Raw genomic sequence first — 23,010 nt, forward strand, 5'->3', positions numbered from 1 at the left:
ATAGTGGGCGAAAAAATAAAGCTGCCCGAAGATTACCACATTGAATACGGTGGGCAATTTGAAGCGGAGGCAGAAGCATCGCAGACCTTGATTGCGACCTCCCTGCTTTCCATTCTGATTATTTTCCTGATACTGTTCCGGGAGTTCAAAACGGTAAAGTTAGCCGCCATCATTTTAATCAACCTGTCTTTGGCATTGATTGGCGGTGTGTTCAGCATCTATTTTACCAGTGGCATTTTGAGCATTCCTGCCATTATCGGTTTTATCACCTTGTTTGGTGTGGCTACCCGTAACGGCATCCTGCTCGTATCGCATTACAATACATTGTGTGATGAGGGGTTGGATTTGTACGATACGGTTATACAAGGCTCAAAGAACAGGTTAAGCCCCATCCTGATGACGGCACTTACCGCAGGGCTGGCATTGATACCGCTTGCTATTGCGGGCGATTTGCCCGGCAACGAGATACAAAGTCCTATGGCAAAAGTGATATTGGGCGGCTTGCTTACTTCTACATTGCTCAACATTTTTATTGTTCCGGCGGTGTACTATTTATCTAACAAAAAAGCAGCTAAAGCATGAACATAAAATTTTTAACGGCAATCTGTATGTGCGTTTTTACCATACAATTGCAGGCACAGTCAGGATTGGAAACCGTCTTGTCTGATGTTGCCAAGAACAATAAAACGCTGCAAACCCAAAGCAAATATTGGGATGCGCAGAAGTTATTGTACCATACGGGCAATACGCTGTACGACCCTGTGGTCAGCTACGATTTTATGCGTGGCTCACCCTATGCCATTGCGGGCAACCAAACGGACATTAACGTCTTGCAGCGTTTCGACTTTCCCACGGTTTACAGTAAAAAGAAAGCATTGGCTGGCGAGCAGAGTAAGCAGGCAGATTTTTCGCTAACAGCCAACAGGCAGGAAATATTATTGGGAGCGAAAAAGATTTGCATTGAACTGATATACCGCAATAAACTTCAGGAAAGAATTATAGAACGGAAAACAAAAACCGAAAAGTTCCTGACCGACTTTCAGACCAAACTGGATAAGGGCGAAGGTAATGTGCTGGACGTGAATAAGGCTAAACTTCAATTGATTGAGATTAATAAAGATTATCAGTTGAACATTTCCGCTATCAACCAACTTCATCAAAAACTGACGGAACTTAACGGCGGTATAGAGATAGTCTTTAACGATACCATATACCCTGAATATAAGCCCGTTCCTGCATTTGAAGAATTGGAAGAAACAATTGAATACAAAGACCCGGTAAGAAAATATTTGACACAACAGACCGTAGTAGCCCAAAAGGATATTGAAGTTACTAAGGCATTGACCCTGCCAAAATTTGAAGTGGGTTTTCATTATCAGGGTATTTTAGGGCAGCAGTTTTACGGTGCAAAAGTAGGCGTGAGCATTCCTTTGTGTGAAAACAAAAATCGGGTGAAGCAAAAGCAGGCTGAATTATCGGTGGCAGAAGTACAGGTAGCACGGCACAAGAACGAACATTATTATCATTTGAAGCAACTGTATGAAAAGTATATCAACCTGCAAAAGACGGTAGCAGAATATGAGAAAGTATTAAGCAGTATCAACAGTATTAAACTATTGGATAAAGCGTTATCATTCGGAGAGATAACCACTATCCAATATTTTTTGGAGGCAAGTTACTTTTATACCGCTACCAATAATTATTTGCAGGCGGAGAAAGAGTACAACGATGCAATAGCCGAACTGTACCAGTATTTGCTATAATTTAATATTGTAGGGTGAATGCAGACCATTAGCAAAGGCAGATGTATCACTGTTTTAAAACCTTGCGGAATACAACTTTCGCAAGGTTTCAATTAACTAAATTAGAAGCCTGGGCCGAGGCTTCAGGTTAACAAAAACCCAAATTAAAAGCGCCTATGCAGACAATGCAATCAGATAACTTGATTTAGACAGGAAGCAACGAGCGTAGTTCGACTTAAATCGTAAATTTGTTTATTGTGCTTAATATAGCAGTTAGTAAGATATGAATACACTCTTTATTAAAAATATGGTATGCGACCGCTGTATTATGGTGGTGCAAAACGAATTGGATAAACTTGGTTTAGATGCTAAAAATGTAAAGCTGGGCGAAGTTACCCTTACCAAAGAAATTACACCTACGGAGAAAGAGGCTTTGGTCAAGACTTTAGAGCCATTGGGGTTTGAAGTAATTGATGATAAAAAAGGCAGGATAATAGAAAAGATAAAGAACATTATCATTGACCTGGTACATCATCAGGATAGTGATGTAAAAACCAACCTTTCCGATGTATTGAGCGATAAACTGCACCACGATTACAATTACTTGTCCAATCTGTTTTCAGAAGTAGAGGGTACAACTATTGAAAAATACTTTATCGCCCAAAAGGTGGAAAAGGTAAAAGAACTGCTGGTGTATGATGAACTGTCGTTAAGTGAGATTGCCATGCGCCTCAACTATTCAAGCGTAGCCTATTTGAGCAACCAGTTCAAGAAAGTAACGGGGCTTACCCCGAGCTATTTCAAACAAGTCCGGGAAGATAAGAGAAAGCCGTTGGATAAAGTATAGGAACGGCTACGCTATTCAGGAACACTGCGGGCAAAGCCCTGACACCGTAAAATTGACTTCACTTATTTTATATCCTTTAGGCAACTTAAATAACGGTTGCACATCCTCTATACAAGTTACCGATTTACATTTTTGACAACTGAAATGCAAGTGGTTATGATTGTGGACTACTTCACAGTTATGGCAACTTGCATATCCTACACCCCCGTCAACGTTTACCACTTTGTGGACTAAATCTTCTTCCATTAACCTATCCAGTACCCGGAGATATTTGCCGGAGAGAAAGCCGGGTAACTGAACATACAGATTGCCGCACAATTCAACAACAGGGAAGAATTTGATATAGTCAGGAACAGCGAAATTACAACGCCTCAAATGACTTTGAATGTCAGCACGATTTCCGAAGAAATTTCTTGGGAGCATCCCACATTCAAAAACTTTAACGGAAGTATCGGCATATCCGCTATGCAGCAGGACAATACCTACAAAGGTCGGTATCTCATCCCTGCCTACAATTCCCAAACATACGGTGCATACTGGATTGAAAAATGGAAGAAGAACAAATGGGAGCTTCAGGGCGGTATCAGGTATGATTTTAAGCAAATCAGTACGGTACGATACCCTTACAATAACCAGCCTGTGGAGCATGACTTTGATTTTTCAACAATCGGGGCATCATTCAATACCATCTACCATCTTTCAGACCATATCAGGATAAACGGAATGGTCAGCCTTGCCAATAGGGCTCCCCACGTTAACGAACTGCTCATTGACGGCATACATCAAGGTACTGCCACCTATGAACTTGGGGACGTAAACCTGAAAATAGAGCAGGCTGTAAACACGGTCTTGGGGCTTTCATATAGCAATGAAGAAAAATCAGTAAATATAGACTGGTCTGTATTCTACAATTCCATCAACAACTTTATCTATTTACAGCCCCGCCCGGGAGAGCCTGTATTGACCATTGCAGGTGCATTTCCCAAATTCGTCTATCAACAGGCTGATGCCTATCTCACGGGAACGGATTTATTAATCAATTACAAGCCTGTACAGAAACTGGACATCATAGGAAAGGCATCTTTGCTAAGGGCGTACAATAAAACGATAAACGACTGGCTGATTTCCATGCCATCGGACAGGTTTTCATTGGGGTTCAATTACGAACTGCCCGATATAAGGTCTTTCCAAAAATCCTATATCGGGATGGAAATTCCGCTGGTCTTAAAACAGACAAGAGTACCTGATGAAAACATACACGGCCAGCAGGATTATAAGCTGCCCCCTGATGGTTATCTCCTGACAAATATATCCGCTGGTACAGTGGTCAGTGTCTTGGGCAGGTCACTGAACATCAATCTTGCAGTGAGCAACCTGTTCAATACCCGGTACAGAAACTACCTGAACAGCTTCAGGTATTTTACGGACGAAATGGGCAGAAACATCTCCGTTAGATTAAAGTACGTTTTCTGACAAACACGTTTTTCAACAATTAAATTTATATAACAATGACACAAAAATTCAAACATTTTTCTTCGATTGCCGTAGCGGCAATCGTACTATTCGCAACCTCATGCAGCAAAGACGATGACCCTATCCCCGAAGAAAACGACAACGAGGTAATCACTACGGTACAGCTACGTTTTAAGGAACAGGGAACCACGAACGAACTTCTTTATGCTTGGAAAGGTGCTGACGGAGCCGGAGGAAACGCCCCGGTCATAGACCAGATTGCACTGCAACCGGGTAAGTCCTATGATGTCAGCGTATCCTTTCTTGACGAGGTAAATGGTGAAGACATTACCGAAGAAGTAAGTGAGGAAAATATAGACCACCGTATTTATTACGTGCCATCTTCCACATCAAATATACAAATCACAAATTTGGATAAGGATGACAACAACGTTACGTTAGGGCTGGAAAGCGTTTGGACAACCACGACCGCTTCCACTGGTACGGTCAGGGTTGTGCTGCGCCATTATCCACAGGGAGGAAAGATTGAAACGGACTTGATTAATGACCCTAAGTCATCAACTGACGTAGATATTCAATTTAATTCTAAAGTTGAATAAACCCCGCACCAAGAAGAAGACCGGGCATCCGTCAGTATTTTAAGACCACAGCTTTTTAAGCAAACAATAAAGCATTGCGATTATCTTTCGCAATGCTTTGTGGTTTTAAAGACCATCTAAAACTGGCTTTATGGCGATAACCATCTGATGAAGTGGCTCACCTATACAGGATTTCAATAAATCTTACAAATCAAATCCAAAATTTCACAACAGTACCCATAATTATAATAGCCAATTTTGCATTGTAAATTAAAGCAGGCAAATATGGCGACAAACAGAGAAAATATATACATACCGTTGGAGGATGTAGAAAGCGAACACTGTGCATTAATCGTTGAAAAGGGATTGGCACAGGTAAAAGGCGTAGAAACCCATAAAGTAGAGCTGAACAACCGCAGGGCAGCGATTACAGTAGATAGCAATGAAACCGTAGGCGAAGCTGTTAAGGCAATTAAAGATTTAGGTTACGGAGTTCCTACGGTTAAAAGTGCTTTTCCGGTATTGGGCATGACCTGTGCATCCTGTGCGGGCAGTGCCGAAAGCATTGTTAAATACCAACCGGGAGTAGTTAATGCTTCCGTGAACTTTGCAACGGGCAATCTTACCGTGGAATATCTGCCCAATATGACCGATGCCTCCACCCTGCAAAAAGCGGTTCAGGGAGTAGGTTACGACCTATTGATTGAAGACAAAACCAAGCAGCAGGAAACGCTCGAAGCCATCCACGAAAAGAAATTCCGAACCTTGAAAAACAAGACCATTTGGGCAATTATCCTTTCCCTGCCCGTGGTAATCATAGGAATGTTCTTTATGGATATGCCCTATGCAGACCCGATAATGTGGCTCTTTTCCACGCCCGTTGTAATATGGTTGGGCAGGGATTTTTTTGTAAACGCTTGGAAGCAGGCAAAGCACCGTTCCGCCAATATGGATACGCTGGTGGCATTGAGTACAGGTATTGCCTACCTGTTCAGTGTTTTCAATATGCTGTTTGCCGACTTTTGGCATCAACGGGGACTGCATGCTCACGTATATTTTGAAGCGGCTGCCGTTATTATCGCATTCATCCTCTTGGGAAAACTGCTGGAAGAAAGAGCCAAAGGCAACACCTCTTCAGCCATTAAGAAGCTGATGGGCTTGCAGCCAAAAACGGTCATCGTGGTACATGCGGACGGAACGGAAAAGCAGACCGCTATCGAAGACGTAAGCGCAGGCGATGTGATACTCGTAAAGCCCGGTGAAAAGATTGCGGTAGACGGCATGGTCATATCGGGCAATTCGTATGTGGACGAAAGCATGTTAAGCGGTGAGCCTGTACCTGTATTGAAAAAAGAAAAAGAAAAAGTATTTGCAGGAACGATTAACCAAAAAGGCAGCTTCCGGTTCAGGGCGGTAAAAGTGGGCAAAGAAACCATGCTTGCCCACATCATCAAAATGGTGCAGGATGCACAGGGAAGCAAAGCACCCGTACAGAAACTGGTCGATAGGATTGCGGGCATCTTTGTTCCCACAGTGATAGGTATTGCCATCCTGACATTTACGCTATGGTTGATTTTGGGAGGCGAAAACGGGGTTGTTCAAGGTCTGTTGGCAGCCGTTACGGTATTGGTCATTGCCTGCCCCTGTGCTTTAGGCTTAGCGACACCCACCGCTATTATGGTAGGCGTTGGTAAAGGTGCTGAAAATGGCATTTTGATAAAGGATGCCGAAAGTTTGGAACTGGCCAAAAAAGTAAATGCCATCGTTTTGGACAAAACCGGAACCATCACCGAGGGAAGACCACAGGTAACGGGCATTAAATGGCTGAACAATGAGGACACTGCAAAAGAAATCCTTTTGAGCATCGAAAAGCAATCCGAGCATCCATTGGCAGAAGCCGTAGTGAAGCATCTTGGCGATGTAGCGACCACCTCTTTATCCATGTTCGACAGCATTACGGGCAAAGGCGCAAAAGCAGACCATGACAACGAAACCTATTATGTAGGCAACAAAAAGCTATTGGCAGAAAACAACATTGCCATTGCCGGCGAATTACAAGACCAGGCCGAAGAATGGGGCAAACAGTCTAAAACCGTTATCTGGTTTGCAAACAGCAAAAAGGCTCTTGCTGTAATCGCTATCGCCGATAAGATTAAGGAAACATCGGTGCGGGCTATCCGGGAAATGCAGGAAATGGGCATTGACCTGTATATGCTGACCGGAGATAATGAAGCTACTGCAAAAGCCATTGCGGAGCAGACAGGCATCAAGCATTACAAAGCCGAAGTTTTGCCACAGCACAAAGCCGACTTTGTGAAAGAACTGCAAAGTAAAGGAAAGGTAGTGGCAATGGTGGGCGATGGTATCAACGACAGCACCGCATTGGCAACAGCCGATGTAAGTATCGCAATGGGCAAAGGCAGCGACATCGCAATGGACGTAGCCAAGATGACCATCATTTCGTCCGACCTGACCAAGATACCGCAGGCAATACGCTTGTCCAAACAGACCGTAGCCACCATCAAGCAAAACCTGTTCTGGGCGTTTATCTACAACGTAATCGGCATTCCGGTAGCGGCAGGCATCCTTTACCCTGTTAACGGCTTCCTGCTCAACCCGATGATTGCGGGTGCGGCAATGGCATTGAGCAGCGTGAGCGTGGTCAGTAACAGCCTGCGGTTGAAGTGGAAGAAATAAAACAGTAAATCTCACAAATCAAACAAGAAATTACACAACAATAACTAACTGAATAGTACGGAAATTTGCATTATCAGATAACTCTAAAATTTGTAAACAATGGAAAATAAACAATTTCAATTCAAGACGAACATCAATTGCGGCGGCTGTATCGCATCTGTAAAGCCGCACTTGGACAAGGCAGAGGGCATCTGCCATTGGGAAGTGGACACGGCCAACAAGGACAAAGTACTTACCGTGAAGTCCGAGGGCATTACCGAGCATGAAGTAATATCGACCGTGCAAAAGGCAGGCTTCAAAATAGAACCTTTGGATGCCTAAGCCAGCAACTTTTTGAAATGCCCTTTTTCCGACCGAATTTCCATGAGGTTGGGTTGATGAAAAAGGGCATTTTATCAATTCTGAAAAAAGGCGATAGGTTATTGCGTATATGGCATTATTTTTCCATATAGCAAAAAAAACGTAAAACGATATAAAAAACCAATCTAATTTGTAACTTTGTTGCGTTGAAAAATTATAGAATACATATAGGCATTTTGACATTGTTCTGTTTGGTTTTCTTTATGATACCAAGTCAGAGCTATGCCTGTTCCAAAAATTCAACAAAGACCGAGCAGTCTTCCTGCTCAAAGGAGAAATCCAAAAAATCAGAACATACAAAAGGTTGCAAGAGCAAATCCTGTAAAAAATGCAAAAGTGACAAATGCGGGGGCGGTTGTTCCCACAGCTCTTGCAGGTGCGGTGCTTCAACCACTTCCCTAAATGTCCCAACCGTAATCGAATTAAAGGCAAAAGATCACTTAGCAGCAGCTAAAAAGCAAAAATTCGCTTTCAAAGAAGCCTATTATTCTTCGGGCTTTTTTTCCATTTGGCTACCGCCTAAAATAAGCTAAATTTATGGCCTGCCAGCCATAGGTATGTCCTGTCAGAAGCCGCTTCGGCTTTTTGCAAATCCCTTATTTGTATCATTTATTTAAAGTTTAAAACAGAAATGGGCTTTCAATACTTCATTTCTAAAAAGTAATTATTATGAAATCATTATCAAAAATAGTGATGGTAATCGCCGTATTACTATCCTCAATGAATGGTTTCGCACAAATCAAAAATGCGAAAACAGAAACCGTAAAGATTTACGGCAATTGTGGTATGTGTAAAACCACCATCGAAAAAGCAGGTAACATAAAAAAGGTAGCCAACGTGGACTGGAACAAAGATACCAAGATGGCTACGCTCACGTATGACAGCGAGAAAACAAATCAGGATGAAATCCTGAAACGTATCGCTTTGGCGGGTTATGATAGTGAGAAGTTCCGTGCGCCGGATGACGTATATGCGAAACTGGCTGAATGCTGCCAGTACGATAGACCTTTGAAGACAATTGCCCAAAACAAAGGGGCGGCAATGGACATGAAAGTCGGACATGGCAATCACAACCACGGTGAAATGGCAGCACCCGCTAACAAGGATGCAGCTCAAAATCAATCACAGCTAAAAGCTGTGTTTGACAACTACTTTTCAGTGAAAGATGCTTTGATAAAAACCGATGAGGCAACTGCATCTGCCAAAGCCGCTGAATTGGCTGCATCCCTTAAAGCAGTCGATATGAACAAGCTTTCGGCAGAGGAACATACGGCTTGGATGAAAGTAATGCAGGACTTGACAGCTAATGCGGAAAGCATTTCAAAATCAAAAGACGTTGCAAAACAAAGAAGTGCTTTTGCGGCACTTTCGGGAAGCATCTACATACTGGCTAAAGTGTCTAAACAGGATACACCAGTTTATTACCAGCACTGTCCTATGTACAATGGAGGTAAGGGGGCCAATTGGCTAAGTAAAGAGAATGCCATTAAAAACCCATATTACGGCTCACAGATGCTTACCTGCGGCAGTACGGTCGAAACCATTAAATAACAGGTCGGAAAGCTATGGAACAGTATAGTGATATGGTGCAGGCTCTTAAAGACCTAAGACAACGTGGGTACAGTATTGATTTTAGTCTGTTGCCGGACTGCCTTTACTGTGCGTCAAAGAGCCTGAAACTAAAACCGGAGGATTTTACGGTTACGGAAACTCATAGGTTTGAAAGCCTCGACAGCAGTCCTGATAACAATGCCGTGATTTATGCCATATCGTCCAATGACGGTAAGAGCAAAGGGGTACTTGTTGATGCCTATGGTACTTATGCTGAAGAAATGACCCATGAGATGGTAAAAAAATTAAATGCAACATAACTTTTAAAATCCCTTGTTATGAAAAAATACACGTGTCCCATGCACCCGCAGGTGCTAAAAGACGAACCGGGCAAATGCCCTCTTTGTGGCATGGCATTGGTTCCCGGTGGCGGTACGTCAGCTTCTCATGAACACACGCCAGAACATGAGCATTCCGGGCATTCTCAACATGGCCATGATGACGAAAACTTTGATAAACATGAGGGGCATAATACAGGCGATTTCCTCACACGTTTTTGGATAAGCCTTGTCATTACAATCCCTATCCTGCTCCTGTCGCACATGATACAGCAATGGTTGGGTTTCTCCCTTGCTTTCAATGGCGATAAATATGTGCTGTTGGCATTGGGTACGGTGATTTATTGCTATGGAGGCTTACCGTTCCTAAAGGGAATGATTGGCGAGGTGAAAGCCAAAGCCATAGGGATGATGACACTTGTTGCCATTGCCATATCCGTAGCCTATGTTTATTCCGTAGCCGTTGTATTTGGCTTGCAGGGTATGGACTTCTTTTGGGAACTGGCAACCCTAATTGACATCATGCTGTTAGGGCATTGGCTGGAAATGCGTTCCCAAATGGCTGCTTCACGGGCATTACAGTCATTGGTGGCTTTGCTGCCCAACGATGTTACCGTGGAACGTGGCGGAGAAGCTGTAAAGATAAAGCTCGAAGACCTGCAAAGCGGTGAAACGGCTATCATAAAACCGGGAGAAAAAATTCCAGCCGATGGATTGGTACTGGAGGGGCTTTCGTATATCAACGAGAGTATGCTTACCGGGGAAAGTGTTCCCGTAAAAAAGGAAAAGGACGGAAAGGTCATCGCAGGCTCTATCAATGGCGATGGTGCGCTGAAAGTTAAGGTAACAGCCGTGGGAAAAGACAGCTACCTGAACAGGGTTATCAATCTTGTGCAGGAAGCGCAGGCTACTAAGTCTAATACACAGAACCTTGCGGACAAAGTTGCCAAATGGCTCACCTTTATTGCCATTGCCGTGGGCATAGGCACATTTGCCTATTGGTATGCAAGCAGTGGAGATATTGCCTTTGCGCTTGAAAGAATGGTGACGGTAATGGTAACGGCCTGCCCGCACGCATTGGGCGTGGCTATCCCGTTGGTGGTCGCCATTTCCACAACGCTTTCGGCGACCAATGGCCTGCTCATCCGCAACCGTACGGCATTTGAAACCACCCGAAAACTTTCCACCGTCATTTTTGATAAGACCGGAACGCTCACCAAAGGTTCCCATGCCGTAGAAAAGGTTATACCGTTAACAGACGAATATAATGCCGATGAGGTTATCCAGTATGCTGCCGCAGTACAGCAAAATTCGGAACACCATATCGCCAAAGGCATTATGGCTACATTGAAAGAAAAGAGCCTTGCCTTATGGAAGTCTGAAAACTTCAGCTATATGCAGGGCATAGGTGTTAAAGGTGTTGTGAACGGGAAAAATGTCGTAGCTGGCGGCCCGAATTATTTCACCGAAAACCACCTTTCCCTGCCGGAAATACCAAGCGAAATCAATCAGGAAGCCGAAACGGTCAACTTTGTCCTCATTGATGACCGGGTAATCGGCATCATTACTTTGGCAGACAGCATCCGTGAGGGGTCGGCACAGGCGATTGAGGAACTCAAAAAAATGGGCATCAAGTCCTTTCTGCTCACCGGGGACAACGACAGGATTGCTGCTGCCGTAGCCGGAAAATTGGGTATGGACGGGTATTTGGCTAATGTGCTTCCGCACAACAAGCAGGAGAAAGTAAAGGAGTTTCAGGCAAAAGGCGAAATCGTAGCAATGACTGGTGATGGTGTAAATGATGCACCTGCACTGGCACAGGCAGATGTGGGCATTGCCGTGGGTTCCGGTACGGACGTGGCTGCCGAAACAGCGGATATCATATTGGTAGACAGCGACCCGAGGGATGTGGTCAAACTGATTGACTTCGGCAAACTTACCTACAAAAAGATGGTACAGAACCTGATATGGGCGGTTGGCTACAACGTGGTGGCAATACCCCTTGCGGCAGGCGTACTCTATCCGAATTTTGTTTTAAGTCCCGCTATGGGTGCTGTGCTGATGAGTGTAAGCACCATTGTAGTGGCTATTAACGCAAGTTTTTTAAAAATCAAAAAATAAATAAAAATGAAAAATCTAACATTATCAATCATTGCTGTTATCATGGCATTTGTAACAGTATCATGCAATCAGGCATCCAACAAAAACGAGCAGTCTTCAAGTGATACTGCTGTTGTATCACAAGAACAGTCAGCTTCCCAACCAAAAGAGGATGATACGGTAGCTGCGCCCGTTGTGAGTGAAACTCCGAGCGGTCAGGAAGCAAAAGCAACAGGAAAAGAAGAAGCAAAAAACTTTTCTATTGCGCCCATAGTTACCGATTATCTGTCCTTAAAGAACGCCCTTGTTTCGGACGATGACAAAGCTGCCGCCAGTTCAGGGAAAAAGCTGTTAGCTACCCTGAATAAAGTGGACATGAAAGCCGTTCCTGCCGATAAGCACAAAAAGTACATGGACATAGCGGACGATGCTAAAGAACACGCAGAACATATCGGGGAAAATGTCGGCAACATCCACCACCAGCGGGAACATTTGGCCTCGCTTGGCGAAGATTTGAAAGACCTGATTGATTTGTTCGGTACATCGCAAACATTGTATCAGGACCATTGCCCGATGTTCAATGACGGTAAGGGTGCTGTTTGGTTCAGCGAAAACAAGGAAATCAAAAACCCTTACTACGGTTCTAAAATGCTGACCTGCGGTAAGGTGGAAAAAACAATTAACAGCAAATAAAATTCAGGGTTATGGAAAATATGCAAAACAGTCACCATGCGGGTCATTCCTCGGAGCATGGCACGCACAATACAAAACATGCTTCGGCCATGTACAAACGCTTTGCGGTGATGGCTGTAGCCATGTTCGCAGTGATGTATTTTATCATGTACGCCATGATTGACGGGTGGCAGAACCTGATACCCAATATCAACAATTTGTACATGACCCTGCTGATGACCTCGGCAATGCTGCTTATCGAATTAGCGATAATGAAAGTAATGTACCCCAACAGGAAGATGAATTGGGCGATAGCCATCATCTCGGTTGCTGTTGGCATCTTTTCATGGTTTGGTATCAGGGAACAAATCAATGTCGGGGACAAGCAGTTTGCAAAGGGTATGATACCCCATCACGCAGCAGCCATATTGATGTCCGAAAAGGCACACCTGACCGACCCGGAACTGATAGAGCTGCAAAAAAATATACTTAAAACCCAAGCGGAAGAAATTGAACTAATGAAGCGCAAGCTAAAAGAGTTTGAAGAAAGTAAATAATAAAATTTAAAAAAACAAGTTTGGACATGAACAAAATAATAATTGGCTTTATTTCCTTATTAACCCTGCTATTCACCGCTTGCGGTCAGGCGGGGTCAAATAAGGATGAAGCGGAACAGCAGCATTCGCAGGCAACTCCGGAAAGCAACGGACATACTACCCAAATAGGTGAATTGGTTCCATCGGATGAAGTCTGCATGGTCAACGATGCCTATATGGGCAAAAGGCAGTTTGACGTAAAATTTGATGGTAAAACCTATTACGGATGTTGCGAAATGTGTAAGGAACGTATTCCAAAAGATGCGACCGTGCGGATGGCGATAGACCCCTATTCCCATAAGCAGGTAGACAAAGCTAATGCGGTGATTGCTGTGACAGGAAATAACGGTGAAGTTTCTTATTTTGAAAACAAGGAGAATTATGCCAAGTATGTGAAAAAACAGTAGACACAAAAAGATGAAGCCACAATAAAATAATTATGACCATAAAGAAGAAAATCATATTGGGGCTGGCTGTCGTCCTGATTGCCATACAGTTCTTTCAGCCCTTACGGAACCAGGCGGTTGAAGTGCCAGCCACCCATATCGAAAGGGTGTACACCGTACCCCAAAATGTAAAGGCTATCCTTGTTCAGTCCTGTTATGACTGCCATAGCAACAATACCCATTATCCGTGGTACAGCCGTATCCAGCCCGGCGCATGGTACATGGCAGAGCATATAAAAAAGGGGAAAGAGGAACTCAACTTTAGCGAATTTGGCGACTATTCTGTCCGCAGGCAGCGAAACAAGTTCAGGGCTATGGCCGGGCAGGTTAAGGACGGGGAAATGCCATTGTCGTCATATACGCTAATTCATCGTAATGCAGTATTGTCACCGGAGGATAAGCAGGTTTTGATAGCGTGGTTTGGCACAATGGAAGACAGCATTAAATAAAATTTTTCAACGAATGAACAGATATAAAAAAATACCCATAAGAATATTGCAAACAGTGCTGATGCTGCTTTGCACGCAAACGCTGTTTGCACAGAGAGTAGTGCATTACGAGCTGTATGTAAAAGATACACTTGTCAACTATGCAGGTAAGCAAAAAAGGGCGATTGCCGTAAACGGGCAAATCCCCATGCCCACCCTTACCTTTACCGAGGGCGACACTGCCGAAATAGTGGTACACAACCAATTGAAAGAAAGCACATCACTGCACTGGCATGGTGTGTTCCTGCCCAATAAAGAAGACGGTGTGCCCTGGCTTACGCAAAAGCCCATCGCACCGGGTACAACCTACACCTACCGTTTTCCGATTATCCAGCATGGCACGCACTGGTATCATTCGCACTCAGGCTTGCAGGAGCAGATAGGCATGTACGGTAGTTTTATCATGAAAAAAAGAGGCGACGATAAAACCTTTAGAAAAGGAATTGACGATTTGCCGACCGTCCCGATTATATTAAGTGAGTGGACAAATCTTAACCCGGATAACATCAACCGTATGCTACACAATGCAAATGATTGGGCGGCCATTAAGAAAGGTGCTACGCAATCGTACGTTGAAGCTATTAAGGAGGGAAAATTAGGCGTAAAGGTAAAAAATGAGTGGAAACGGATGCTGGCGATGGATGTCAGTGATGTTTACTATGATAAAATCCTAATAAATGGTAGCCATAGCACCGATTTGAAAACAATTGGTGGTAAAAAGCTAAAAGCAGGTGACAAAGTCAGATTACGCGTTTCCAATGGCGGGGCGTCTTCGTATTTCTGGCTAAGATATGCTGGAGGGAAAATTACAGTAGTAGCGAATGATGGAAATGATGTTGAGCCTGTAGAAGTGGATAGATTAATCATTGCAGTTTCTGAAACTTACGATATTGTAGTGACTATCCCTCAAGATGGGTTAGCATATGAGTTTTTAGCAACAACCGAGGACAGAACACAATCAGCAAGCTACTTTATAGGTGATGGGGTCAAACAGCTTATTTCCCCGCTCCCACGATTGAAGTATTTCGAGGGGATGAAGATGATGAACGATATGATGAAAATGAATGGCGATTTGGACGATATGGGCATGAAGATGAGCCTGAACCAAATGGACATGAATGTAGTGATGTATCCCGAAATTACCGGAGATGCAGCAAAGAAATCAGACCACAGCAAGCATGAAGGTATGAACATGGATGACGACCCTAACCGTTACAACGCTAATGCCTTGGGAGACATCAAAACATTAAATTATGCTATGTTGCAATCGCCTTACAACACCTCCCTTCCAAAAGATGCGCCTGTAAAAGAGTTGAAGTTCACACTTACTGGCAACATGAACCGCTATGTATGGAGCATGGATAATAAAATACTTTCGGAAACGGACAAAATACCTGTAAAAAAAGGAGAAATCCTACGGATTACCATTTATAATAATTCGATGATGCGGCATCCAATGCATCTTCACGGATTTGATTTTAGGGTGATAAACGGAAAAGGCGAAAAATCGCCGCTTAAAAATGTGTTGGATATCATGCCTATGGAAACGGATACCATTGAGTTTTTAGCAAATGAGGAAGGTGATTGGTTCTTTCATTGCCATATATTATATCACATGATGGCGGGAATGAACAGGGTGTTTGAAGTTGGAGACTACAATAACCCCTATTTACCTGACAAGGCAAAAGCCTATAAAGAATTGCAAAGAGAAAGTAATATGCCCCATTTTATGGCACAAAACGATTTTGCAACCAATGGTAATGATGGAGAAGCTATGCTAATGAATGCACGCTATCAATTAGGAACAGAATGGCGCTTAGGCTATAATAGTATGCACGGGTATGAAGTAGAAACTCACTTAGGTAGATACATTGGAAAGATGCAATGGTTCATGCCCTTTGTAGGTTTTGATTTTCGTTACCGGAAAATGGGAGAAGATGAGCACGAAAAGAACATATTTGGACAAACCAACAAGAAAGACACCCGCAAGGCGTTCAGTTTAGGGTTTATGTATACGTTACCTATGCTGGTCAATTTCCAGGCAGAAGTATATCACGATGGAATTGTAAGATTGCAGTTAATGCGCGAAGATATTCCAATTTCAAAAAGATTAAGAGGTGGCTTCATGGTAAATACCGACTTAGAATATATGGGGGAGCTTAGGTATATCATCAATAAAAATATAGGTATACGTACCCACTATGATAGTGATATGGGATTTGGTGTAGGGCTTGCATTGACATATTAAAATAAAATACCGGATGGTTGTAAACTGCAAACCGTAAAATTACGGCAAAATACAGTGGGTGATGCGGGGTATAATTCGTTTGGATTAACCTGCATCATACTACAACCCATCAGACAATACAACAGTTCCACCACCAGCATCATACTGGTTGTTCTTTCATGTAGTTGCATGGGCTAATACGAGCAGTATTAGCATTTCTATATTAATCAGTATCATATTTATCAAAATGAAACGAATGGATAAATTTTACAATGAAACATATCTTAAATTGGAAACAGAAATCCAAGAACTGGAGATTGAAAACGATAACCCGGTACAACGGACAGAAGCCATTATATACCGGATTGTGGAATGTCTGTCCGAAATTAAAGATTATGTTTTGAAACGAGGATTTACAAATGTTGATGAAGAAATCCGATTTTTTAAATATCAAAAGCCAGTCATTGTTTCAAAATTGATTTATTATAATGCCATTTACAAAATCGAGACGAGGAAGCCCTACGGGGCTAAGCGCATTAGAAAATATCTTAAAAAAGAATTGAAGAAGCTAAAAAGGTTTTTCGACAATAACATTGATTTTTATAAATATTACCGAAGCAACAACTCGTTTCTTGACGAGAAAATGTTTGTTCGGGGCAAGCACGATATAAAACTGTGGCTGGATACCTATTATTTTCAGTCCGACCAATCTTTTTCTACTTCCCACGATTATAAGGTAGCCAAGATAATGGCGAATGATTTGATACAGGTGTATCTCGAAGACCAGCTTTACTGCACCTACAAGCGTTTGTTTATAAAACGAACTGCTATTTCGGGGCTGAACTGGACAGGTAGTAAAGCTGCTTTGACAGAACTCATTTACTCCCTATACTACCAAAGCGTTCTCGATAATGGCAATACGGATATTAGGTTGATAGCGGAATATTTTGAAAATGCCTTTAATATTGATTTGGGAAACTTTTACCATACCTATCTCGAAATACGCAACCGGAAACGAAACCGTACCAAATTCCTTGATGCACTGCGGGATAACCTTATTAAGAAAATGGATGAGCAGGAGGAAAAATAATGACAGCGATAGAAAGAGAAACGGCGGACTTGCAGATCCGCCGTTTCTTTTAAAATTCTTCGCTTCTTGGTTACGAGGGAAGCCTGAATCTATCGTTATGCTTTAAAAGATACTTTAGTTATTTCTTATCTTTTGCTTTCTGAAAATGTTCCCGTTCCATTCTCAATAATTCTTCAAACAGCTTGGTTGCCTGCTCAATTGAAAACTGATGATTATTTTCAATTCTTACTGTACCAACCATAGCACCATTTGTCGGTTCAACCTTTTCGTAAAAATTATTAGTATGGTAAAGAACCTGCCCCACATCAAATTTCTTCAAACCCTCTACGCTTACGCCAAGCGCAATAGCTACTTTTTCCAATCGTTCGTCATCCACGTTCTCGGTTTGTTCCAATTTAGATACAGCTTGCTTGGTCACACCCATACGCTCTGCCAAATCCTTTTGCGTAATACCTACCAATCGCCTTGCACTGCCAATTTTTATACCCATGTGGTTTTTCCCCTCCAAATACACGGTTTCTTTTTCTTTTTCCATTGTTATTTTACGAATGATTTTTTTGGTTTATAAATAATTCCAGTTTCTCCCGCTCACTTTGCAACAACCGTTCGTATAACTCGACTACTTTATCTAACGGATTAATATTCTGCGTACTATTCTCACCATGTTGAACAGTACTATCTTTATAACTGTTGATATTATAAATAGCTCGTTCCACATCAAATTTCTTAATGAGGTCAGGGGTTACGCCTAATGCAAAAGCAAATCGTTCCAACATTTCCGGCTCTAAAACAGCTTCCCGTTCTATGGCAGAAATTTGTGGCTGGCTCATACCCAATTCATTAGCAAGCACTTCTTGCTTAATGCCCAAGTAAATACGGATACGCTGCGCATTTCTGCCCTGATGGTTTTCTTCCAGCGTTTCCAAAACGTGTACTTTGTCTTCCTCTTGCATATTTCATTGTCATTTGATAGCGTAAATATAATAAAAGACAACCAAAAAAGCATAATAGACAACCAAAATTACTTCAAAAAAATCTCCATTTCAACGTTATTTGGAACAAATAACTAATAGTGAGAAGATTGACAAACAATTATAAACAATATTACTTCCTTTCCCCAACGGGAGGGATAAAAAGCGATGTTTTGTTCTTCTCAAAGAAATTCAGCCTCCGCTGCATCATCAAAAGCCCGGATTAGCACGTCTTGCAACCATACTCGGAGCAATTAATCATTTCCCAATAACCATAATTTATAAACCCAATGGCGAATAAACTTATTCGTAATAGGATAACGATTTTTATAGCCTGCCATAACCCGGAACTGGTAACGGGCGGCAGGCACTTCCTAATTCTAATTTGTTTCATGTTGTTTGGTGTCGGCATAGCCCGTCCGCAGTCCCGAGAAGTCGGGACTGCAAACAACCAAAACATCACCGCTTTAAACATCGGCGACCAAATCCCTGATGCTCTTTGGAACACACCTTTGCAGGTGGTGAACCACCCGCAGGACAAAAAAAACATCACCCTTGCCGATTACAAAGGCAAGCTGATAATATTGGATTTTTGGAGTACGTGGTGCGGTACTTGTGTAGCTGCATTGCCAAGACTTCACGAACTGGAAAAGGAGTTTAAAGACGATGTTATCATTTTACCGATGACAGACCAGAAAGCCAACGAAATAAAAGCATTCTTAAAGAAGAATCGAGTACTTTCCCGATTAAACTTGTTTTCAGTTACCGATGACAATACATATAAATTCCATTTCCCTTACACCATGTTGCCGCATGAGGTATGGATTAGCAAATCCGGCGAAGTACAAGCTATTACACACTCATCTGATGTAACAAAGGAAAATATTACTTCGGCATTGAAAGGCAATGCAAATAGCATTGCACAGAAAAAGGACAACCTTACCTATGATGACACACGTCCATTACTGCTTAATAATAATGGTGCTGACGGGGATTTTTTTGTTAGCAGAAGTATTATTACGTTAGCCATAGAAGGCATTCCTCGTTCAAATGCTCTACCAAAAGTGAACGAAAAAGAGAGCACCTTTCGGGTACTATCTACCAATGCTGACATCCGCCGTATGTACGAACTTGCATTTAGAGAATTGCTAACAATGCCACCTAACCGGACAAAGCTGGAGTTGAAGGAACCATTTTCTGTTTCGGAGAAAAGGTTTTTACAGGATAAGTATTGCTACGAATGGATTGCCCCATTGTCAGTATTGAAGCACTTTCCCCAAAAAGTACAGGCTGACCTCAATTATCACTTTGGCATAAATGGGCGTATGGAAAAACGTAATACAAAATGCTATACCATTAAGATTATAGGGAAAACGACAATAATCCCCAATAAACCCGAAGACGGCTTACAATACCTTTCGGCTTGGGTAAACAAGACCAATAAAGATATACAGCATATTCCTGTTGTAAATGATTTTACTGACCAAAAAATAGCCATCCCAAAAATAGCACATGCTATTGAGGATGTGGAAGCTGTTAACAGGCAACTTAAACCATTCGGTATTGCCATCGTGGAAGATGAAAGAGTGCTGGATTTTTTTGTCATTTCTGAACTATAAACCAAACTACTCAATGAAACGAACAATTACTTTTTTACTCATACTTTTTTCAGTTACCAATACCATTGCCCAAAACATATCCAACATTCGGGGTAAGGTAGTCAATAATGAAAATGGTCAGCCCGTAGCAGGTGCTACGGTCAAATTGTTGAACCGCAGTCAGAATAACACCGTACAAACTGATGAAGACGGAAATTTTGAATTTACAAATAAAGCATTCCCTTTAGCAGTTAGTGTTAGTTACATTGGATTAGCAGATACGACATTTGTCCTTTCTGCTGCTCCACAAAACCCATTGACGGTGCACCTAAATCCGGCAAGCAATACTTTAAGCGAAGTAGTGGTATCCACGGGTATTCAAAAAATACCCAAAGAAAGAGCCACAGGGTCATTTGACCATATCGACAACGAATTGTTTAATCGTCAAATCTCTACCGATGTATTGAGCAGGTTGGACGGTATTGCCAGTTCAGCAATGTTTGATAACAGACCCGGTGTAGGCAGTAACAATTTGAGCATACGAGGTCTAAGCACTATTTTTTCCAATACGAAACCATTAATCATACTGAATAATTTTCCCTACGAGGGCAATATAAATGATATTAACCCGAACGATGTGGAAGATATTACCATTCTAAAGGATGCAACCGCAGCCTCTATATGGGGCGTAAGAGCCGGAAACGGTGTAATCGTTATAACGACCAAGAAAGCCAAACGGAACCAGCCGCCTGCCATATCGTTTAACAGCAATATGACTCTTATTCAAAAGCCGGATATGATGCAACTGCCTTATATGTCTTCTGCGGATTATATAGGTGTCGAAAAAATGCTTTTTGACAATAACTTTTACGATGCCAATGAGCAGTTAGGCTACGTGCCATTATCCCCCGCAGTGGAATTAATGTATAAAAATAAACACGGGTTACTAACCGATGCCGCATTGCAACAAGGGCTGAACGAATTAGCGCAATACGATATACGTCGGGAATTGAATAAATACGTTTACAGGAAAGGGCTAAACCAGCAATATTCCCTAAACGTGAGTGGGCAGAGCGAAAATGTAAGCTATTATCTTTCTGGTGGCTATGATGACAATACCAGCACCACCGATGGAGGTTATAAACGGTATAATCTACGTTCTGACAATACGTTTCGACTTTCCAAAAAATTGAGTTGGGATGCCGCCTTGTTTTTTACCCATACCTTCACAAACGCAGGAAGACCTACCAATTTTTCTTCGTTACCTTATGCCCGTATTGCGGACGAAAATGGAAACGCTTTACCAATAGACCGATATTATCGGTCAAACTATATTCAGGAAACAAAACAAAATGGATTATTAGATTGGACGTATCGTCCATTGGACGAAATAAACCTCATCAACAATAAGCAGAAAACAAACAGCCTGATATTGAATACAGGGCTGAATTATGACATTGGCAAAGGGCTGATTGTAGAAATCAAATACCAATATGAAAACGCACAGGGAGCAGGAAAAGATATACGGAGCATGGCATCCTATTATACCCGTGATAGGATAAATACCTATACACAGGTTGGTACGGATGGAGCGTTATTCCGCCCAATACCTTTGGGCGATATCTTAAATGAATCAACAAACAGCTTCACGTCGCAATCTCTCCGTTTACAACTGAATTACTCCAAAACTTGGGATAAACACCAGCTAACAGGTCTTGCTGGAGCAGAGGCTCGTCAGGCAAACACCACTCTAACACAGTCTACACAATATGGTTATAATCCCCATATTTTGACGACTATCGCAGTTAATTACGATACTGATTATACTTTGTACAGTCCCACAGGTGGAATTGCAAAAATTCCAAATCCATATTTTACATCCGAAACTAACGATAGGTTTATATCCTTTTTTACCAATTGGGCTTATACGTTTGATAACCGCTATAATCTTAACATTAGTGCAAGACAAGATGGCTCAAATCTGTTTGGAGTAAGGAGCAATCAACGGTTTACCCCACTTTGGTCGGTTGGTGGTAGCTGGCATCTGACGAATGAACGGTTTATCAATATTACATGGCTTGACCTGTTGAAGCTAAGGACGACTTTCGGTTATAGCGGTAACCTCAATCGCAATGTTTCGGCTCTGCCCACAATGCGTTATTACAATGGTGGAAATTTAATAAATACGCCTTATGGTGTATTAGTTAATCCACCGAACGAAAATCTTCGTTGGGAAAAGAACGGGCAGTTCAATGTAGGGTTTGACTTTGCTGTTTTAAAACAACGTTTAAGCGGTACATTTGAATACTATCACAAGAAAAATACCGACCTTATTGGTTATATGCCTATCGACCAAACCACAGGTGCAATAGGTTCCTTAAGTAGCCGAGGGTTCACTTATCTTGGAAATTCGGCTTCCATGACCGGAAACGGAATAGATATACAATTGCATAGTGTCAATATCCGTAAAGCATTTGAATGGCGGACAGACTTGCTGTACAGTACCGTAAAAACTAAAATAACGGAATATCTTGCCGAGACAAGAGACCTCAATAATTATCTTAATAGCGGATTGGTTATTTCGCCCATCATTGGAAAACCCGCCTATTCTATTTTTGCATTTCGATGGGCTGGTCTTGACCCCGAAACAGGCGACCCTATGGGCTACCTTCATGGCGAAGTAAGCAAAGATTATGCAGCCATCCGCAACGAAACCACACCAGAAGAACTGATTTATTATGGCTCCGCCACTCCTACACATTTCGGTGCTTTAAGAAATACGTTCTCATGGAAAGGGTTAAGTCTTTCATTCAATATCAGCTATAAATTAGGGTTCTATTTCAGGAGAAACAGCGTGTTCTATAACGCAATATTCAATGGCACAGGTTCGCATTCGGATTTTAGTCTAAGATGGCAAAAGCCGGGTGATGAAGTCACCACACAGATTCCGTCAATGGTCTATCCGAATAATAACAATCGGGATGGCTATTTTTATCCACGTGCCGAAGTGCTGATTTCAAAGGGAGACAATATACGCTTACAGGACATCAACCTTAGTTACCAAATTAAATCATTGGAAAACAAATGGAAACTGAAAAGATTGGAGGTATTGATGTACGCTACCAATTTAGGGACGATATGGAAAGCGGATAAACATAACGTCGACCCGGAATTTGGAGATTTATCACCACTAAGAACTTTTTCATTTGGTTTAAGAGCAGGCTTTTAAAATTTAG

The 23,010-nt window shown here is 42.2% G+C and carries 21 protein-coding genes; 19 read left to right on the forward strand and 2 right to left on the reverse strand.

All coding sequences use genetic code 11. From position 1 onward, the window contains the following. Positions 1-3: 3 nt before the first annotated feature. The 17 genes from E3D81_RS10325 to E3D81_RS10410 all read left to right on the forward strand — a co-directional run bounded on the left by E3D81_RS10325 (position 4) and on the right by E3D81_RS10410 (position 17,205). On the forward strand, positions 4-582 hold the full coding sequence (locus E3D81_RS10325) for an efflux RND transporter permease subunit (RefSeq protein WP_002993243.1): 579 nt from the start codon (positions 4-6) through the stop codon (positions 580-582). Further along, positions 579-1,763: a TolC family protein gene (locus E3D81_RS10330; RefSeq protein WP_002993245.1), complete on the forward strand. Its 1,185-nt coding sequence runs from the start codon at positions 579-581 to the stop codon at positions 1,761-1,763. The genes E3D81_RS10325 and E3D81_RS10330 overlap by 4 nt, the downstream gene beginning before the upstream one ends. A gap of 262 nt (positions 1,764-2,025) precedes the next feature. Further along, positions 2,026-2,589 (forward strand): helix-turn-helix domain-containing protein, encoded by a 564-nt coding sequence (locus E3D81_RS10335; protein ID WP_002993247.1) that lies wholly within the window; start codon positions 2,026-2,028, stop codon positions 2,587-2,589. A gap of 375 nt (positions 2,590-2,964) precedes the next feature. Continuing rightward, the gene (locus E3D81_RS10345) at positions 2,965-4,062 is read left to right on the forward strand and encodes a TonB-dependent receptor (protein ID WP_094258254.1); all 1,098 of its coding nucleotides are present in this window, start codon (positions 2,965-2,967) and stop codon (positions 4,060-4,062) included. Positions 4,063-4,097: 35 nt separating this feature from the next. Then, on the forward strand, positions 4,098-4,661 hold the full coding sequence (locus E3D81_RS10350) for a hypothetical protein (RefSeq protein WP_002993254.1): 564 nt from the start codon (positions 4,098-4,100) through the stop codon (positions 4,659-4,661). Between the two features lie 264 nt (positions 4,662-4,925). After that, positions 4,926-7,337: a heavy metal translocating P-type ATPase gene (locus E3D81_RS10355; protein WP_002993255.1), complete on the forward strand. Its 2,412-nt coding sequence runs from the start codon at positions 4,926-4,928 to the stop codon at positions 7,335-7,337. A 99-nt stretch (positions 7,338-7,436) separates the two neighbouring features. Continuing rightward, positions 7,437-7,658: a heavy-metal-associated domain-containing protein gene (locus E3D81_RS10360; RefSeq protein ID WP_002993257.1), complete on the forward strand. Its 222-nt coding sequence runs from the start codon at positions 7,437-7,439 to the stop codon at positions 7,656-7,658. 261 nt (positions 7,659-7,919) lie between these two features. After that, complete coding sequence (locus E3D81_RS10365; protein ID WP_002993259.1) at positions 7,920-8,099, forward strand: hypothetical protein; 180 nt, start codon at positions 7,920-7,922, stop codon at positions 8,097-8,099. Between the two features lie 384 nt (positions 8,100-8,483). Beyond that, positions 8,484-9,248 (forward strand): DUF3347 domain-containing protein, encoded by a 765-nt coding sequence (locus E3D81_RS10370; RefSeq protein WP_245153195.1) that lies wholly within the window; start codon positions 8,484-8,486, stop codon positions 9,246-9,248. 14 nt (positions 9,249-9,262) lie between these two features. Beyond that, positions 9,263-9,568 carry a hypothetical protein gene (locus E3D81_RS10375; protein ID WP_002993263.1) on the forward strand — a complete coding sequence of 102 codons (306 nt, stop codon included), beginning with the start codon at positions 9,263-9,265 and terminating at the stop codon, positions 9,566-9,568. Between the two features lie 18 nt (positions 9,569-9,586). Then, the gene (locus E3D81_RS10380) at positions 9,587-11,707 is read left to right on the forward strand and encodes a heavy metal translocating P-type ATPase (RefSeq protein ID WP_002993264.1); all 2,121 of its coding nucleotides are present in this window, start codon (positions 9,587-9,589) and stop codon (positions 11,705-11,707) included. Positions 11,708-11,713: 6 nt separating this feature from the next. Beyond that, positions 11,714-12,379: a DUF3347 domain-containing protein gene (locus E3D81_RS10385; RefSeq protein ID WP_002993266.1), complete on the forward strand. Its 666-nt coding sequence runs from the start codon at positions 11,714-11,716 to the stop codon at positions 12,377-12,379. A gap of 11 nt (positions 12,380-12,390) precedes the next feature. Beyond that, positions 12,391-12,915 (forward strand): DUF305 domain-containing protein, encoded by a 525-nt coding sequence (locus E3D81_RS10390; RefSeq protein ID WP_002993268.1) that lies wholly within the window; start codon positions 12,391-12,393, stop codon positions 12,913-12,915. Between the two features lie 26 nt (positions 12,916-12,941). Next, complete coding sequence (locus tag E3D81_RS10395) at positions 12,942-13,361, forward strand: hypothetical protein (protein ID WP_002993270.1); 420 nt, start codon at positions 12,942-12,944, stop codon at positions 13,359-13,361. A 32-nt stretch (positions 13,362-13,393) separates the two neighbouring features. Then, complete coding sequence (locus E3D81_RS10400) at positions 13,394-13,849, forward strand: heme-binding domain-containing protein (protein WP_002993272.1); 456 nt, start codon at positions 13,394-13,396, stop codon at positions 13,847-13,849. Positions 13,850-13,910: 61 nt separating this feature from the next. Beyond that, complete coding sequence (locus tag E3D81_RS10405) at positions 13,911-16,136, forward strand: multicopper oxidase family protein (protein ID WP_245153196.1); 2,226 nt, start codon at positions 13,911-13,913, stop codon at positions 16,134-16,136. A 235-nt stretch (positions 16,137-16,371) separates the two neighbouring features. Beyond that, complete coding sequence (locus tag E3D81_RS10410; RefSeq protein WP_037459503.1) at positions 16,372-17,205, forward strand: RteC domain-containing protein; 834 nt, start codon at positions 16,372-16,374, stop codon at positions 17,203-17,205. Positions 17,206-17,323: 118 nt separating this feature from the next. Here E3D81_RS10410 and E3D81_RS10415 read toward each other — a convergent pair whose 3' ends face one another. Continuing rightward, complete coding sequence (locus E3D81_RS10415; RefSeq protein WP_002993276.1) at positions 17,324-17,740, reverse strand: helix-turn-helix domain-containing protein; 417 nt, start codon at positions 17,738-17,740, stop codon at positions 17,324-17,326. 7 nt (positions 17,741-17,747) lie between these two features. After that, the gene (locus E3D81_RS10420; protein ID WP_002993277.1) at positions 17,748-18,158 is read right to left on the reverse strand and encodes a helix-turn-helix domain-containing protein; all 411 of its coding nucleotides are present in this window, start codon (positions 18,156-18,158) and stop codon (positions 17,748-17,750) included. A gap of 308 nt (positions 18,159-18,466) precedes the next feature. On the opposite strand from E3D81_RS10420, the gene E3D81_RS10425 reads away from it, so the two are divergent. Together E3D81_RS10425 and E3D81_RS10430 are read left to right on the forward strand one after the other, a co-directional pair. Continuing rightward, complete coding sequence (locus tag E3D81_RS10425; RefSeq protein WP_094280393.1) at positions 18,467-19,795, forward strand: TlpA family protein disulfide reductase; 1,329 nt, start codon at positions 18,467-18,469, stop codon at positions 19,793-19,795. Positions 19,796-19,808: 13 nt separating this feature from the next. Then, positions 19,809-23,003, forward strand: coding sequence for a SusC/RagA family TonB-linked outer membrane protein (locus E3D81_RS10430; protein WP_245153197.1), 3,195 nt, complete (start codon positions 19,809-19,811; stop codon positions 23,001-23,003). Positions 23,004-23,010 lie beyond the last annotated feature (7 nt).

The sequence above is a fragment of the Sphingobacterium sp. CZ-2 genome (assembly GCF_004526235.1).
Lineage (GTDB): Bacteria > Bacteroidota > Bacteroidia > Sphingobacteriales > Sphingobacteriaceae > Sphingobacterium > Sphingobacterium tenebrionis.

Excerpts from the sequence above, each read along its gene's own strand:
- E3D81_RS10330 (WP_002993245.1), top strand. The coding sequence starts at position 579 with ATGAACATAAAATTTTTAACGGCAATCTGTATGTGCGTTTTTACCATA.
- E3D81_RS10335 (WP_002993247.1), top strand. The coding sequence starts at position 2,026 with ATGAATACACTCTTTATTAAAAATATGGTATGCGACCGCTGTATTATG.
- E3D81_RS10345 (WP_094258254.1), top strand. The coding sequence starts at position 2,965 with ATGACTTTGAATGTCAGCACGATTTCCGAAGAAATTTCTTGGGAGCAT.
- E3D81_RS10350 (WP_002993254.1), top strand. The coding sequence starts at position 4,098 with ATGACACAAAAATTCAAACATTTTTCTTCGATTGCCGTAGCGGCAATC.
- E3D81_RS10355 (WP_002993255.1), top strand. The coding sequence starts at position 4,926 with ATGGCGACAAACAGAGAAAATATATACATACCGTTGGAGGATGTAGAA.
- E3D81_RS10360 (WP_002993257.1), top strand. The coding sequence starts at position 7,437 with ATGGAAAATAAACAATTTCAATTCAAGACGAACATCAATTGCGGCGGC.
- E3D81_RS10365 (WP_002993259.1), top strand. The coding sequence starts at position 7,920 with ATGCCTGTTCCAAAAATTCAACAAAGACCGAGCAGTCTTCCTGCTCAA.
- E3D81_RS10370 (WP_245153195.1), top strand. The coding sequence starts at position 8,484 with ATGTGTAAAACCACCATCGAAAAAGCAGGTAACATAAAAAAGGTAGCC.
- E3D81_RS10375 (WP_002993263.1), top strand. The coding sequence starts at position 9,263 with ATGGAACAGTATAGTGATATGGTGCAGGCTCTTAAAGACCTAAGACAA.
- E3D81_RS10380 (WP_002993264.1), top strand. The coding sequence starts at position 9,587 with ATGAAAAAATACACGTGTCCCATGCACCCGCAGGTGCTAAAAGACGAA.
- E3D81_RS10385 (WP_002993266.1), top strand. The coding sequence starts at position 11,714 with ATGAAAAATCTAACATTATCAATCATTGCTGTTATCATGGCATTTGTA.
- E3D81_RS10390 (WP_002993268.1), top strand. The coding sequence starts at position 12,391 with ATGGAAAATATGCAAAACAGTCACCATGCGGGTCATTCCTCGGAGCAT.
- E3D81_RS10395 (WP_002993270.1), top strand. The coding sequence starts at position 12,942 with ATGAACAAAATAATAATTGGCTTTATTTCCTTATTAACCCTGCTATTC.
- E3D81_RS10400 (WP_002993272.1), top strand. The coding sequence starts at position 13,394 with ATGACCATAAAGAAGAAAATCATATTGGGGCTGGCTGTCGTCCTGATT.
- E3D81_RS10405 (WP_245153196.1), top strand. The coding sequence starts at position 13,911 with ATGCTGCTTTGCACGCAAACGCTGTTTGCACAGAGAGTAGTGCATTAC.
- E3D81_RS10410 (WP_037459503.1), top strand. The coding sequence starts at position 16,372 with ATGGATAAATTTTACAATGAAACATATCTTAAATTGGAAACAGAAATC.
- E3D81_RS10415 (WP_002993276.1), bottom strand. The coding sequence starts at position 17,740 with ATGGAAAAAGAAAAAGAAACCGTGTATTTGGAGGGGAAAAACCACATG.
- E3D81_RS10420 (WP_002993277.1), bottom strand. The coding sequence starts at position 18,158 with ATGCAAGAGGAAGACAAAGTACACGTTTTGGAAACGCTGGAAGAAAAC.
- E3D81_RS10425 (WP_094280393.1), top strand. The coding sequence starts at position 18,467 with ATGGCGAATAAACTTATTCGTAATAGGATAACGATTTTTATAGCCTGC.
- E3D81_RS10430 (WP_245153197.1), top strand. The coding sequence starts at position 19,809 with ATGAAACGAACAATTACTTTTTTACTCATACTTTTTTCAGTTACCAAT.